General features: G+C 57.9%; 15 protein-coding genes. 6 read left to right on the plus strand and 9 right to left on the minus strand.

Translation table 11 applies throughout. The features are described 5' to 3' along the window. Nucleotides 1-106 precede the first annotated feature (106 nt). From HX815_RS18840 to HX815_RS18860, 5 genes are all read right to left on the minus strand, one after another. Entirely contained in the window at nucleotides 107-517 is a 411-nt protein-coding gene (locus HX815_RS18840) for a hypothetical protein (protein WP_177028705.1), read from the minus strand. A 224-nt stretch (nucleotides 518-741) separates the two neighbouring features. Then, a complete protein-coding gene (locus HX815_RS18845) occupies nucleotides 742-987 on the minus strand; it encodes a hypothetical protein (protein ID WP_177028706.1) in 246 nt (81 codons plus the stop codon). A 268-nt stretch (nucleotides 988-1,255) separates the two neighbouring features. Further along, nucleotides 1,256-2,590 carry a site-specific integrase gene (locus HX815_RS18850; protein WP_177028707.1) on the minus strand — a complete coding sequence of 445 codons (1,335 nt, stop codon included), beginning with the start codon at nucleotides 2,588-2,590 and terminating at the stop codon, nucleotides 1,256-1,258. 336 nt (nucleotides 2,591-2,926) lie between these two features. Further along, nucleotides 2,927-3,514: a hypothetical protein gene (locus tag HX815_RS18855; protein ID WP_087694831.1), complete on the minus strand. Its 588-nt coding sequence runs from the start codon at nucleotides 3,512-3,514 to the stop codon at nucleotides 2,927-2,929. 14 nt (nucleotides 3,515-3,528) lie between these two features. Beyond that, entirely contained in the window at nucleotides 3,529-4,062 is a 534-nt protein-coding gene (locus tag HX815_RS18860; protein ID WP_003219072.1) for a hypothetical protein, read from the minus strand. A 284-nt stretch (nucleotides 4,063-4,346) separates the two neighbouring features. Here HX815_RS18860 and HX815_RS18865 point away from each other — a divergent pair, with 284 nt between their 5' ends. Both HX815_RS18865 and HX815_RS18870 read left to right on the plus strand, forming a co-directional pair. Further along, on the plus strand, nucleotides 4,347-5,393 hold the full coding sequence (locus HX815_RS18865; protein ID WP_087694832.1) for an N-acetylmuramidase family protein: 1,047 nt from the start codon (nucleotides 4,347-4,349) through the stop codon (nucleotides 5,391-5,393). Nucleotide 5,394: 1 nt separating this feature from the next. Then, nucleotides 5,395-6,009 carry a hypothetical protein gene (locus HX815_RS18870; RefSeq protein WP_177028708.1) on the plus strand — a complete coding sequence of 205 codons (615 nt, stop codon included), beginning with the start codon at nucleotides 5,395-5,397 and terminating at the stop codon, nucleotides 6,007-6,009. A gap of 40 nt (nucleotides 6,010-6,049) precedes the next feature. On the opposite strand, the gene HX815_RS18875 is transcribed toward HX815_RS18870, so the two are convergent. After that, the gene (locus HX815_RS18875; protein ID WP_003219067.1) at nucleotides 6,050-6,913 is read right to left on the minus strand and encodes a LysR family transcriptional regulator; all 864 of its coding nucleotides are present in this window, start codon (nucleotides 6,911-6,913) and stop codon (nucleotides 6,050-6,052) included. A gap of 97 nt (nucleotides 6,914-7,010) precedes the next feature. Between HX815_RS18875 and HX815_RS18880 the strand changes: the two genes are divergently transcribed. Continuing rightward, nucleotides 7,011-7,979 (plus strand): DMT family transporter, encoded by a 969-nt coding sequence (locus tag HX815_RS18880; protein WP_177028709.1) that lies wholly within the window; start codon nucleotides 7,011-7,013, stop codon nucleotides 7,977-7,979. Here HX815_RS18880 and HX815_RS18885 read toward each other — a convergent pair. Then, nucleotides 7,893-8,264: a VOC family protein gene (locus tag HX815_RS18885; protein WP_003219063.1), complete on the minus strand. Its 372-nt coding sequence runs from the start codon at nucleotides 8,262-8,264 to the stop codon at nucleotides 7,893-7,895. The two genes, HX815_RS18880 and HX815_RS18885, sit on opposite strands and share 87 nt — an antisense overlap. A gap of 151 nt (nucleotides 8,265-8,415) precedes the next feature. Continuing rightward, the gene (locus tag HX815_RS18890) at nucleotides 8,416-8,730 is read right to left on the minus strand and encodes a helix-turn-helix domain-containing protein (protein WP_003219061.1); all 315 of its coding nucleotides are present in this window, start codon (nucleotides 8,728-8,730) and stop codon (nucleotides 8,416-8,418) included. A gap of 306 nt (nucleotides 8,731-9,036) precedes the next feature. Here HX815_RS18890 and HX815_RS18895 point away from each other — a divergent pair, with 306 nt between their 5' ends. From HX815_RS18895 to HX815_RS18905, 3 genes are read left to right on the plus strand one after another with little or no spacing between them, the layout of a single operon-like run. Beyond that, nucleotides 9,037-9,189: a hypothetical protein gene (locus HX815_RS18895; protein ID WP_157222851.1), complete on the plus strand. Its 153-nt coding sequence runs from the start codon at nucleotides 9,037-9,039 to the stop codon at nucleotides 9,187-9,189. 1 nt (nucleotide 9,190) lies between these two features. Then, nucleotides 9,191-10,756 carry a PAS domain-containing methyl-accepting chemotaxis protein gene (locus tag HX815_RS18900; protein ID WP_003219059.1) on the plus strand — a complete coding sequence of 522 codons (1,566 nt, stop codon included), beginning with the start codon at nucleotides 9,191-9,193 and terminating at the stop codon, nucleotides 10,754-10,756. Between the two features lie 18 nt (nucleotides 10,757-10,774). Beyond that, nucleotides 10,775-12,466, plus strand: a complete 1,692-nt coding sequence (locus HX815_RS18905) for a bifunctional diguanylate cyclase/phosphodiesterase (RefSeq protein WP_003219057.1) — start codon at nucleotides 10,775-10,777, stop codon at nucleotides 12,464-12,466. A 137-nt stretch (nucleotides 12,467-12,603) separates the two neighbouring features. On the opposite strand, the gene HX815_RS18910 is transcribed toward HX815_RS18905, so the two are convergent. Continuing rightward, nucleotides 12,604-13,353, minus strand: a complete 750-nt coding sequence (locus HX815_RS18910) for an ABC transporter substrate-binding protein (protein WP_087694838.1) — start codon at nucleotides 13,351-13,353, stop codon at nucleotides 12,604-12,606. Between the last annotated feature and the right edge of the window lie 104 nt (nucleotides 13,354-13,457).

Here is a 13,457-nt window from a genome sequence, read left to right on the forward strand (position 1 = left end):
GCATATCCAACCCTTGATTTACGTGACTTACAGAGGCGCCAAAACGACATGACATAGGGTAACCGGGGTACATATCATCCCCCCTGTAATCGCGTCACAGGAGCTTCTATCGGTATCGACTTATGTAAGTCTTGGCTACCAATGTACCGGTAAAGAATACTTCCGACAGGTCGTGATGGTCGGCGCTTGGGTTGCTTTCTACCCAATTCCGAATAGTTGACTCACGGTCAGTTGGTACAGTTAATTCACGTTCATTAACGTAGCGAGTGGTTACTGGTTCAACTTTACCAGTTCTACCATTGCCAACTTGGTCTGCAATGTAGCCAGATCGTGACATCAAGTCACCGACGTCAATGAGTGTGGAATTTTGACGGCGTGACATTGAGAGCAGGTGTTGAAGCGACTTGTCATTGGCGGGAATGTATCTGTGCGTTGCGGTGTCCGCTGGGTTCTCAGTTTGATTCGTAACGTTGATAATCAGGTTTGAACCACGGTGCAGTACGATGTAGGGATTCATTTTCTATTCCTTTATGCGATACGCTTATCCTCTACTGTGTAGATTGAAAGTATTTTTGGATTAATATTTAGATGATTGTAGCTGCTTCTTCCTTTCATCCGAACGTCGAAGGTTGTTCGCAACGCTGGATATCATTACGTTTACGCAATGTGTTGGGTTGGTATACCCGGTACGCCTCATCAGTGCCTCAAGCTGTTTCACAGACTCTTGATTCAACTTGATAATCAAAGTGAGTACTCACTTTGAACAAAGCGGTCACGCACATATTGGTTAATTGACTTGCCAGACGCTTCAGCAGCTTTCCTGATCAATTCAAAGTTCTGGACACTAAATGCTAATTTGACTGGTACTGTAATTTCCTGTTTAGAACGCCAGATTTTTCCACGACAGGTGGAACCACAGGTTTGAGCGTGTTTACGGTAACCAGCTAAGGACTTGTTGCATGACAGGCAGAGTTTTACGACAGGCATGGTGACACCTCCATTGAGAGTTGGTTATAAAGGGTTTGATCAAGTGTTGTGGTGCGGAAATAAAAAACCGCAACCTGTAAAGATTGCGGCTCTAGAGTGAGGGGAGAGGATGCACCAAGATTGCTGTCGAGAAACGGCTAAGAACCTAACAGACGTACCATGAGATGTGGTGATGCGGTGTTGGTAATCTCTCTCCTAATATGTATATATTATAACGCGAATGATTCCTATTTGTCAATGGGTTGGGCTAATTTGTCAACCGTTTTCTTCAACTATCTTTCAGTGTCAAAGGCGAGTTGACGTTGCCTAGCAGCGAAAGGTGTCCCAATGCTTCGGCCATTGCTTTAATAGGGGTGCGACTACCGTAAACACCGAAGGTGACGGCAGAGTCTTCGTGACCAGCGACACGCTTGATCAGGGAGTCTTGTACTCCTGCCTCCCGTAGGTCATCGATCATTGTGTGACGGAAACTGTGAAAAGTTTTCTTGGGGTCGTTGATACCCATTTTGGTCCGATAACGACGAAACCATTTTGACGGTGCGTGCCCTAGTTTTCCACGAACAGGTTCCAGCTCTGGGAATAAACGATCTGAGTTTTGAGTACGCTGAATTTGCACGTATTGGAGCAGCCCGAGCTGAATCAGCGTGGGGTGGATTGGCAAGGTTCGGCGACTGCTGCTGTTCTTGAGTTTCTGAGACTCGTGACCATCGTCGATCCGTATGCAATCTACTCCTTGCAACTTAATGAAGTCAGCAACGTGTAACTGACAGAGTTCTTCCAATCTGGCACCTGTGAACCTTCCGAGGAGCGGCAACCAGTACCGCCAAGGATGTTTGAGGGCTTCAGCCTTGAGTGCTTCTAGATTGAGCAGGGTTCTTAGGTCATGTTGTTCAAAAGACAGACGTGCTTCCTTGGCTGATCCCGTCATCACCTTGAGTCCCATCAATGGATTCTCGGTAACGTAACCATTCGACTTGCACCAATTCATGAATGCCGAGAGCTTGCGTAGACGGTTATTCACGGTCACGGCGGTGATGGTTTTGTACGTGCCGCCTGCTTCAATGACTTCAGCTAACGTCTTGCCCTTGAACTGAGGGAGGAGGGCGAAATACTGAGGGCAAAGGCTTAGGCGATCTTTCAGTAGGCGAGCTTGCTGCGCGTCGAACGCGGAAACGGACATGTCGCCCATTAGCTCGAACAGGTCCCGTAATGAGCGCTCAACTTCGTGAGTGCTGACCTCTCGCCATGTCCCTCCAGCCTTGCCTTCCTTGATGTACTTCTTCGCGAGTTCAGCTAGAGTCGGCCCACTTTTTCTGCGAAGCTTTTGAGGCTCTGTGGAGCCGCTTGGGCGCTCAGGAATTGAAGGTGTAGGGCTAGTGTCACGCCACTGAGAACAGAGCAAGCGAAGCGTCTCAAGGTCGGCTGTCGGATGCTCTGTCAGGTAGTGATGGACTCGTTGGGCCAGCGAGGACGCAAGGAAGGTTGCCGGTTGTCGGGTGCTGATATTCAAGCTCAAGCGCAATGTATGACAGCTCGGGAAGAGATGCTTAGGCAGTCGCAGGTTCAGATAGTAGAAAGCTCCGCGACGGATTATGTAGGCCATATGTGTGACACCGATGTGTGACAGCTGTGTGTGACAGTGCTGGCTACACCCCGATTTCTGACTGTCCGTACCGGATGTTGGCACGGAAGATTAGAGACAACCTCAAAAGCCTGACACCCTTATCCCATATGGCTTTCAACGATACCCGAGCATGCTTGCATGCCATCTGGTCAGAGCCGGAAGGCAGCAGCCACAGCGGGAACATTGTGTGCCGGGGTGTGGCTGGTGGGGTTGCCTCCATAACGCAACCCTCCTTGATTCAAAAAAATACTTTTATGAAGCCCTTCGCTGACATTCGTCATCTGCGAAGCGATTTCTGCTGTTCGCTCATCAGGGTTACTGACGGTACAGCGGGAACTCTCCCATGGCCGGAATCACTTCTGCGCGCAACCTCGCCATGTGCCCGGGCAACTCCTGTCGTGCGGCAGGCGTGTCGGACGGGATGTTCTTGGCAAAGTGGAAGCTGATGATTTGGCCGGTCCCGTTGTCCTTGTAGTATTTGAAGATATTGAACTCAAAGAAGCTGCCGTCCTTGCGTGTGGAGGTCGGATAAAACAGCAGCACGTAGATCGCATCGGTTTTCTCGTCTGAAAACATCTCCACCGGAAGGTTGGGGTATTCCTGTTTGTGGGCCTGCGCGGTCAGGTTGGCAAGATCCCGGGGCTCGTTGCCGGTGGTCTGGGGCGGCGCGAGGCGAAAATCCACCAGTTCGCTCCAGGCGTTGACGCTTTCTGGTGCGAGGAAATACTCCCAGAGCGGAACGTTGCCCCGGGCCTGGTATTTCAGGACGTATGTTTTCCCTGCAAACACCACCGACTTTGTCTCGGCGATCGACGGGCGGGACAGGTCCGGCGGCGCCACAGGCGGTTTGGATGCACAGCCGAACAGCAGCAGGACAGTCGATACCACGATTAGCCAACGCATGGGCACCTCCTATGTCACGGCTTAGTGCTGTTGATGTGGTCGGCGATGCTGGCGAGCGTTGCGCTCCATTGTGCAACGGTTTGTTCTGAAGGCATTTCTCTCCAGGTCCTGGAAACCTTGTACGTGTCGCCCCCCAATTGATAGGCAAAATGCCTCAAGGTCATGACGTTGCCGTTCGCCTGTGTGCAGATCACCGACCAGCCCATATACGGGGTGCTGGTATCTCCCATGTCAGTCTGGCTGATATGTGTTTTGCAGTTCTTCTCGGCGGCCCGGGTATCGGAATCACGGGCCGCGCTTGGCGGTTGATTCTGGCCCGGCAACACAAACAGGGTGATCTCGTCTTTTCCGGTGTCGGCAGACCACTTGTATCGTTTTACCCCGGCATTCGCGAACGCTGATGCCATCTCGTCATCGTTTTTGGTTTGCCATTGCGGACCTTTTGGCGTTACCGCCTTGAGCAAGTAGCCCGCAAAATCTTCTGCGTGGGTGTTTGGCGAGACGAAGAGCAATCCGCTGATGGCACAGGCAATAAAGGTCGATTTCATGTCAGTCCCTGGACGTCATTGTTAGATGTCAGGACGACAATGCATCCTGCGAAACAGACAGTAGCGCAGGTAGTGGCAAAGTGCCCAGTCCGTTTAAAAATTATTCCTAGGGACGACGTCAGTGAGGGATTGCTCACATCCTTAAAACCTTGCGCTGGACAAGCCAAATTCGCCTTGTTAGTTTGCGCCAGCGACATATTTCTAAATATGTCGGTGGCACATGGATGATATTAAAGTGATGGCGCTTTATGGCTCATCTACTCCAACTCACAAGGATGTCAGTAATGAAAAGCCTGCAAGGGTTGCCCACTCTCATCAGCGCTTCCGTCGGTGCGCCGGGCAAAGCCCGCAACTTGCCCGCCGATGTTCAATGCATCCAGTATTTATTCAACTTGATCATTCCCAAGTTGGGTTTCCCCCTGGCGGAAAATGGCAAATGCGACGGCCAGTTGGTGCAGTGCATCAGCCAGTATCAGTTCCGCCACCTCAAATACGCGCATCCCGATGGTGTCATCGACCCTACCGGTCGCACCTTCAATAGCCTGATCGAAGAAGCGGTGAAGGTGCCGGTCAAGCCGAACCCGACCCTGCGTATTCCGACGTTCCTCAATGTGTTCGGCAACACCGGCGCGGACATGGTCCAGGCCACGGTCGACCACTATCTGGACCGCATGCGGGCAATGATCGAGGCTGAGCGGCGCAACCGGCAGATGATGCTCCAGGCCACGTGCGACGGCGGTACGACGCTGACGGATACGGACTTCCAGAACGCTGCCACGCAGTTGGGTAACGGGATTTCGGTCAATATCATCAAGGCCTTCGCCACGGTGGAGTCGGGCGGGCGCTCCGGGTTCGGCCCGGCCAAGTTGCCGGTGATCGCCTTTGAAGGGCACCATTTTCGCAAGTACACCAAGAGTAAATACGACCAGACCCACCCGCTGTTGTCGTACCCCTACGTGAAGAAGGCCGGGCCCCAGTGGAAGGCCAATAACAAGGACCAGACCAAGGCCTGGGAAACCATGGCCACCGCCTTTGCGCTGGATCAGGAAGCGGCCTTGAAGTCGGCCTCCTGGGGCATGTTTCAGATAATGGGCTCCAACTTCACGGCATGCGGTTATAAAACGGTGTTTGAATTTGTGGTGGCCATGAAAATTAATGCCGGGCATCAACTAAAGGCCTTCCTCGGTTTTTGCAGCCAGAGCCCGGCCCTGGTCAAGGCCATGAAGAACAAGGATTACGCCGCCATGGCGCTGAACTATAACGGCAAGGATTATGGCGACTATGACCAACGCATCAAAAAAGCCTACGAAGCACTTGAAGGGAAAAAATAGAATGCCGTTCAAACGTTGCGTGTCCCGATTGCTGGTTGCCTCTTTCGTGTGTGTTGCTGCAGGTGCGCCGGCGTTTGCCGCTACGCTGCACTCGGGCAAGTACGAAGGGCTGATGCTGGCTGTGACGCCCGAGCATCAGGTGGAGGGGTTTTATGCCGAGGAAATGGGCGAGGGCGTGACCCGCTCGTGCACGTTCTTCCTGCAGGGCAAGGTCGACGGTGCGAAGGCATCGGTGTCGACATGGCTGGATGAGGCCTATCCGGGTACCGTCGCGGCTTCCTCGGACGGTGTGACGCTGACCGTGGAGAAGGGCCGCGAACATCCCGGCTGCATCAACGTGTTGATGCCGGAAATTGCCACCGGCCTGGACCTGACCCAAACCGCTGCCAAGAAATGGATTGGCCTGGTGACCGTTTCGTCCGACAAGGCCTTCCTGCAGAAGACCCCGGACGCCAAGGCCAGCCATCGTGCCTACGTGGTCAAGGACGATGTGGTCGCGGTACTGGCGTTCAAGGATGGCTGGGCCCAGGTCGAGTTCATCAATGGCGAAGGCCGCTCTTCCAAGGGCTGGATCAGCCAGGACCAGTACGCCAGGCTGGCCCCCGCAAAAGGCTGAAGATGCTCCCTGCACCCACGCACAGCGGGGCGAAAACCGGTTAGCCGAAAGTCTCCCGCAACAGCCCCGCAAAGGCATCCCGCGCCAGATGGCGTTGGGTGTCCTTGTGCCAGAACAGCAGGTTATCCACCGCCGCCAATTCGTCGAAGCGGTAGGACGTCAATTGGTTGGCCTGCTCGTAGCGCGCCAGGATGCCTTCCGGCGCCAGTGCCACGCCAATCCCCGCGCTGACGCAGCCAATGATCGTGCCCCAACTGGCATAACTCGCGATGGCAGGCTTGATGTCGTGGGGCTTGAGCCAGTTCTCCAGGGCGGCGCGATACGGGCAGCCGGGCGGCCACACCAGCAGCGTGCGGCCGGCCAGGTCCCGGGCGTCCTCGATGGGTGCGCTGGAGGCGCTGGTAATCAGCACCAGGCGCTCGCTGTAGACCACGCTTTGTTCGAGCTTCGGGCGTTTGCCGCCGGCGGCCACCAGCGCGGCGTCGATGCGGTGATGTTGCAGGTCATCGAGTAACTGCGCCCAGGCACCGGTCACCAGTTCCAGCTCCACTTGTGGATAACGTCGATGGTATTCGGCCAGCAGCGGCGGCAGGCGGCCACTGGCGCTGGATTCCACTGCGCCGATGCGCAGCTTGCCGCGGGGAATCGCGTTGCTGTCGACGGCACGCTTGGACTCTTCCACCAGCGCGAGGATGCGCTCGCAGTAGTCGAGAAACACTTCCCCTGCGGCACTGATCGCCAACCCGCGCCCGGCGCGAATGAACAGCGGGGTACCCAACTCGCTTTCCAGTTGCTTGATGCGTGTGGTGATGTTGGACGGCACGCAGTGCAGTTGCAGGGCGGCCTGGGCCACGCTGCCGGTTTGTGCCACGGCTTTCACCATTTTCAGTTGGGCCAGTTCCATCGCTCAGTTCCAGTGATTACAGAAGTCAGAAACGGTTAATTGTCCTGCGCCTTGCCGGGGCCAAGACTGGCGGCATTCCCACTGCTGGACGCCGTTCATGAAAGCCCCGTCACCTGTAAAGCTTACGCTAGTCACTGCCAGCGTCATCCTCTGTTGGGCGTATTCGCCGATTGGCGTGCATCTGGCCTTGCACAGCTACAGCCCTGGCCAGTTGGCCTTGGGACGGTTCCTGATTGCTTCGGTATTGATGGCCGGCGTCGCGTTGGTCATGAGGATCGAGCGGCCACGTCTGCGGGACCTGCCGTGGTTGCTGGTGCTGGGCTTCTTCGGGATTTTCCTGCATCACCTGACGATCAATTTCGGCCAGCAATTTGTCACGGCCGCTGCCTCCAGTGTGCTGGCGCAGTCGGTTCCGCTATTTACGGTGCTGGTGGCGTTTTTCGGCTTGAAGGAGCGAGTTACCGGCTGGCGCTGGGGTTGCGTGCTGCTGGGCTTGAGCGGGGTGCTGGTGGTGATCTGGGGCGAGCATGGCCTGGGGCAGATTGATCCCCGTGGACTGATGATCCTGCTGGCGGCGCTGTCGTGGAGCCTTTATTTCACCATCCAGAAACACTATTCCCGGCGCTACAGCCCGCTGACCACTGTGTGCTACACCGTGTGGTCGGGCACATTGCTGCTGTGTGTGTATTTGCCGGGTTTGCCGGCGGTGGTGTCGCAATCATCGACCCAAGCCAACTGGGCGGTGTTGTTGCTCGGCGCCTTTCCCAGCGCCCTGGCGTACCTGGCCTGGGCCTATGTGTTGCGGCATGTCGAGGTCAGCCGCGCGTCAGTGGCGTTGTACCTGATGCCGCCGGTGGCGATGGTGATGGCCGCCACGCTGCTGGGCGAGCAGGTTTCGCTGCGCGTGGTGCTGGGTGGCCTGATCGTGCTGGCCAGTGTCGGCGCCATCAGCCTCGAAGGGCGCTGGCGCCGCAAGCCGTTACGGGTTCACGGTGAACACCCGCAGGCGGTGACCGTCGGGGTCCTGGGCGACAAAGGTGTAGCCGAAGTCCGCCTCGACCGGTGACTGGATGATGCTCATCCCGAGTTGCACCCAGCGTGTGTGCAAATCGTCGACCGTTGCGATATCAGCGACGCAGAAACCCGCCTCGCTACCGCCAACCGAGGCTTGGGCCGCAGGCTCCACGGTATGGCGCGACCACAGGCCGAGTTTCACCCCGTTGTCGAGGATGAACAGCGCAAAGGTCGGCCCCAGCTCCACCGGCGGCTTGTCCAGCAGTCGGCTGTAGAGGTTGGCGCTGGTGGCCGGGCTGTCGACGTACAACAAAAAGTAATGGGCAATGCTATTCATGATGACTCCGTGGAATGACGCAGCAATGGCGCGGCTCAGTCCCTAGTCTAAGGGGCTGTCCTGTCAGTTCATGTCAGGAGTCATCAAGCAAAGAGCAGACAGTCAATCTGGCTGTCTGCTCTTTTTATTGCGTGCACGTGTGTTGCGAGCTCTAAGGCTTGGACAAGGCCTGGTCTACCGCTGCGATCAGCTTTCCCAGATCCTTCGGGGTGGCTTTGTGAATGACACCGAACAGATAAGCGCGCTGTTCCTCCTCGTCGACCAGGTCTGCGAAAAAGACTTTCAGCTTCACTCCCAGCGCCTCTGCGAACAAGAACAGTGCCTCGACGCTGGGTGTATAGGTGCCGGTTTCGAAGCGGCTGATGGTTTTAGGGTCAAAACCGGTTTTTTCACCTAGTTCAGCCTGAGTAAGCCCTGCGACCTTGCGGTAACGTCTGATGGCTGGACCCAAACTTGAAATGTGCATCGCTCAATTCCCATTTAGAATCAAGAACTTAACGATAAATCTTAAAATTAGACAACCGCATGTACCATCACCTTTTCTTGCAAAATGTGATGTAATTCGTAGAATCGGCATCTAGGACAAGTATTTGGTGGTCTCGTTTCAGAAGGCAGGTTTATGAAACAGGAAATCATTGCTCTCTCCTTACTCTCATAAATGTGCCCATAAAACGGACGCCTGGCAGGGACTGAAATGTCGCTCGTCAGTGCCACGCTTCATTGCGCCTCACGTGCCGGATACCCGAATTCAAGCCTAGTTGATCATCACTGAATGGATGATGAATTGCTGTGCAAAATCGTGGGTTTGCGTACCTTTGCGGCCAACCAGCCGATCGACGGCGCAGCCCGACTGGAAATACGAATCCGCCTGTCCTGCCTACCCGGTGGTCGAGAGGGCGATCGAATGCTGTCCATGGAGCTTTAACGTGCGTCTCAATTTGCCGGTCACTGCTGTTGAACAGACTTTTGGGGAGCAGCAACGGCTAATTTCCGCAACTGACGTCAACAGCCATATTACCTACTGCAACGCCGAGTTTGCCGCCATGAGCGGCTTTACCCAGGCCGAGCTGATCGGCAGCACCCACAACCTGGTGCGCCACCCGGACATGCCGCCCGCCGTGTTCCAGCTGATGTGGAGCTACCTCAAGGCCGGGCAGAGCTGGATGGGCGTGGTGAAGAACCGCTGCAAGAACGGCAACTATTATTGGGTCAGCGCCTATGTGACGCCGATTCTCGAAGACGGGCGGCTGACGGGCTACGAGTCGGTTCGGGTCAAGCCCACCCGCGAACAGGTGCGCCGCGCAGAGGCGCTGTACGCGCGGTTGCAGGCAGGTGGTGCGGCGGTCTCGCCGGTGCGGCGTGTGGCGTCTGTGTCCCGGGCCATGGCGTTGCCACTGGCGGCTGCCGTTGCCAGTGTCGCCGCCTTCCAATGGGTTCCGGGTGTATGGGCCCAGGCGTTGACTGTCGGCTTGTTTCTCGGCCTGGGCGTCTGGGGGCATCAACGCTTGGGGCTGCAGCTCAAGCAGATTGTGCAGAACACGCCCAATACCTTTTCCGACCCCATCAGCGCCATGACCTACAGCGACGCGCTGGGGCCGACCGCGCAGCTCGAAATGATCCTGATCAGCGAAGAGGCGCGACTTAAAACCGCCCTGACGCGCCTCAGCGACCTGGCCAACCAGATGGCCGAAGCAGCCGCCCATTCCAGCGTGTTGTCGAGCACCACCGAATCGGCGTTGCTGGAACAGCGCGCCGAGACCGACATGACCGCCGCCGCCATGACCGAGATGGCTGCGTCCATCGCCGAAGTGGCGGTGCACGTGCAGCAAACCGCCAGCGAAGCTCACACCGCCAACACCCTCGCCGAGCAGGGCAGCCAGGTGGCCGGCACGTCCCGCGAGGCGATCCAGCTGCTGGCCGGCACCGTCACCCAGATCAACCAGGCGGTGGGCAACCTGGCCGGGCAGACCCAGCAAATCCAGGTGGCCGCGAGCATGATCCAGGCAATCGCCGACCAGACCAACCTGCTGGCCCTCAACGCGGCCATTGAAGCGGCCCGCGCCGGCGAGCAGGGCCGTGGCTTTGCCGTGGTGGCCGACGAGGTGCGCGCCCTGGCGGGCAAGACGCGGGAGTCGACCCAGCAGATCCAGGGCATCATCCAGAACCTGCGGGCCGGCGCCGATGAGGCGGTCGAGATCGCGAGCCTGGGCATTCACGAGGCCGAGCAGGGCGTGCAGCAAGTACTTGAGGCGCAGCAGGCGCTGCAAGGTATTCGCCACGCGGTGGAGCGTATTACCGGTATGAGTCAGCAAATGGCTGCTGCCTCACAGGAACAATCCCACGTCGCCGAGGAAGTTTCACAGCAGATCAATAACGTTGCCGCCACGGTGCAAAAGACAGCGGGCAATGCCAACGCTGCAGTCACCCGTGGCCGGGAACTCGAAAGCATCTCTTCCGGGTTGCGCGCCCTGGTCGAGCGGTTCAACCGCTAGCCACAGTGAGCCTGACTCATGGACGAGAAATACCGCAGGGCCGTGGATGCAGCCGCCATTTTCTCCGAGACTGACCTGGCGGGCTGCATCACTTACGTCAATGACCAGTTCTGCGGCATGTCCGGCTACGGGCGTGACGAGTTGCTGGGGCAAAATCACCGCATTCTGAGCTCGGGACTGCACCCTGCGGGGTTCTTCCAGGGCATGTGGCAAGCCATCAGCGAAGGCCGGGTGTGGCGTGGGGAAATCTGCAACCGGGCCAAGGATGGGACGTTGTATTGGGTGGACAGCACCATGGTGCCGCTGCTCGATGAGAAGACCGGGCGCGTGCAGAAGTACGTGTCGATCCGCTTTGATGTCAGCGAAAAGCGCCAGCTGTTGCACACCCTGCAATGGCGGGTCGGCCACGATGTGCTGACCGGCTTGCCGAACCGCGCCTATCTGTCGGAGTTGCTTAACCAGTCCCTGGAGTTCTCCCGCAGCGAAGACATCCCGTTGGCGTTGTGCATGCTCGACCTGGACGGCTTCAAGGCGGTCAACGACGGGTATGGGCATGCCTGTGGGGATCTGTTGTTGGTGGAAGTGGCCACTCGGTTGCGGGAGATCATCCGCGGCGAGGACGTGGTCGCCCGGCTCGCCGGTGACGAATTTGTGCTGATCCTGCGTTATGTGCGCGATATCGACGAGCTGAACGGCGCCTTGCTGCGCATCCTCAAGGCGATTTCCGAGCCGTACTCGATCCAGGGGGCGGAGCTGAATGTGTTCGCCAGCATCGGCGTCACGCTGTTCCCCCTGGATGACGAGGACGCCGACACCTTGCTGCGCCATGCCGACCAGGCGATGTATGTGGCCAAGCAGAGCGGGCGCAACCGCTACCAGTTGTTTGATGTATCCCTGGAACAGGAGGTCAAGGCCAGCCACCAGACCGTGGAGCAGATCCGCCAGGCCCTGGCGGCGGGCCAGTTGTGCCTGCATTACCAGCCCAAGGTCAACTTGCGCTGCGGCACGGTGGTGGGGTTCGAAGCGTTGTTACGCTGGCAGCACCCCGAGCGTGGCCTGGTGAAGCCGGGGGATTTCCTGCCACTGATCGAGCAGACCGACCTGATTGTCGATATCGGCGAATGGGTGATCGCCCAGGTGTTGGGCCAGATGCATCGCTGGCAGGTGCATGGGCATTGGTGGTCGGTGAGCGTGAACATCGCGGCGCGGCACTTCCAGCGCGAGGATTTTGTCGAGCGCCTGCAAGACTTGCTGGCGCAATACCCGCAGGTGGAGCCGCACCGGCTGGACCTGGAGATCGCCGAGTCGGTGGCCATCGACAATATCCAGCGTGTCACCCAGCACCTGGAGGCCTGCCAGGCCTTGGGCGTGCAGTTCTCCCTGGATGATTTTGGCACCGGCTATTCCTCCCTGAGCTACCTCAAGCGCCTGCCGACCCAGACCATCAAGATCGACAAGTCGTTCGTGCGCGACATCCTGCACGACAAGGACGACCTGGCGCTGACCAAGGCCGTGATCGGCCTGGCCCGCGCGTTTGGCCGCGAAGTGATTGCCGAAGGCCTGGAAACCCTGGAGCACGGCCAGCTGTTGATGCGCATGGGCTGCGAAGTGGCCCAAGGCTATTTCATCGCCCGGCCGATGCCTGCGGACGACGTGCCGGGTTGGGTCGAGGGATTTGCACCGCCGCCGCAGTGGCAAAAGCTTGAGTGATGTTTATTGTGGCGAGGGAGCTTGCTCCCGCTGGGCTGCGTAGCGGCCCCAAGATCTTTGGGAGCGCTGCGCACTCCAGCGGGAGCAAGCTCCCTCGCCACAGCAAGCTCCCTGGCCACAAGGACAATCAGGTGATCTTAAGGGGCGGGGGCGCTGTTCCCGATATACAGCTGGATGATTTCGTCAATCTCCCCGGACATTTTCATCCGCAGCAACGTGCGCAGGATCTGCTGCCCCGGCACCTGCGGGTCGTTGCGCACATAGCAGCCCAGGCGTTGCTCCTCGATCACGGCCACCGTATGCAGGCGCTGTGTGGGCGGTAATTGCTGATTGAAGCGGTCAAGGATCCATTCGTTGATCACTGCATAGTTGAAGCGTCCGGCCACCAGTTTTTGCAGCACTTGCTCTTCACTCCGGCTGTCGTCGCGGCTGAACTGGCCGCTGGCGAAGCGCGCCTCCAGGGTCGGGTAGCTGTAGCCGAGTACCGTGCCGATGTGTTGCGGCGCAAGGCTGTCCAGTGCCACCGACGTTGATGGCACGCGCCCGGCGGCCAGCACATTGCGCTGGACCAGCAGCGGGATGCTCCAGGTGTAGTCCCCCGACAGGTTGTTCAGCCACGCCGGTGTCACGTAGCAGCGCACGTCCACATCCCCGCGCTCCATGGCGGTGTCGATACGCGCACGCGGCAGCACATGGAATTTCGCAGGACGGCCGACCTGGGTGGCCAGGCTCAACATCAGGTCATACAAAATCCCCTGGGTCGGCTGGCCCTGGTCAAGTTGCACCATGGGCATGGTCCAGCTGTCGGAAATGGAGAATCGCAGAGGTGCGGGTGCCGCCAGGCTGACCGTGGCAATCATCCACAAGGCGCCCAGGACTGCGCGCATAAATTCTCCGGGTTCAGCCTTTTACAGGCTTGGTCAGACCAGCTTAGTCAGATTAGACGAGCGTGCCGGATGCAATTTCCCCCTTGCTCCGCTAGCATTACCCG

This window comes from Pseudomonas sp. E6002 (assembly GCF_013385565.1).
In the GTDB taxonomy this organism is placed as follows: Bacteria; Pseudomonadota; Gammaproteobacteria; order Pseudomonadales; family Pseudomonadaceae; genus Aquipseudomonas.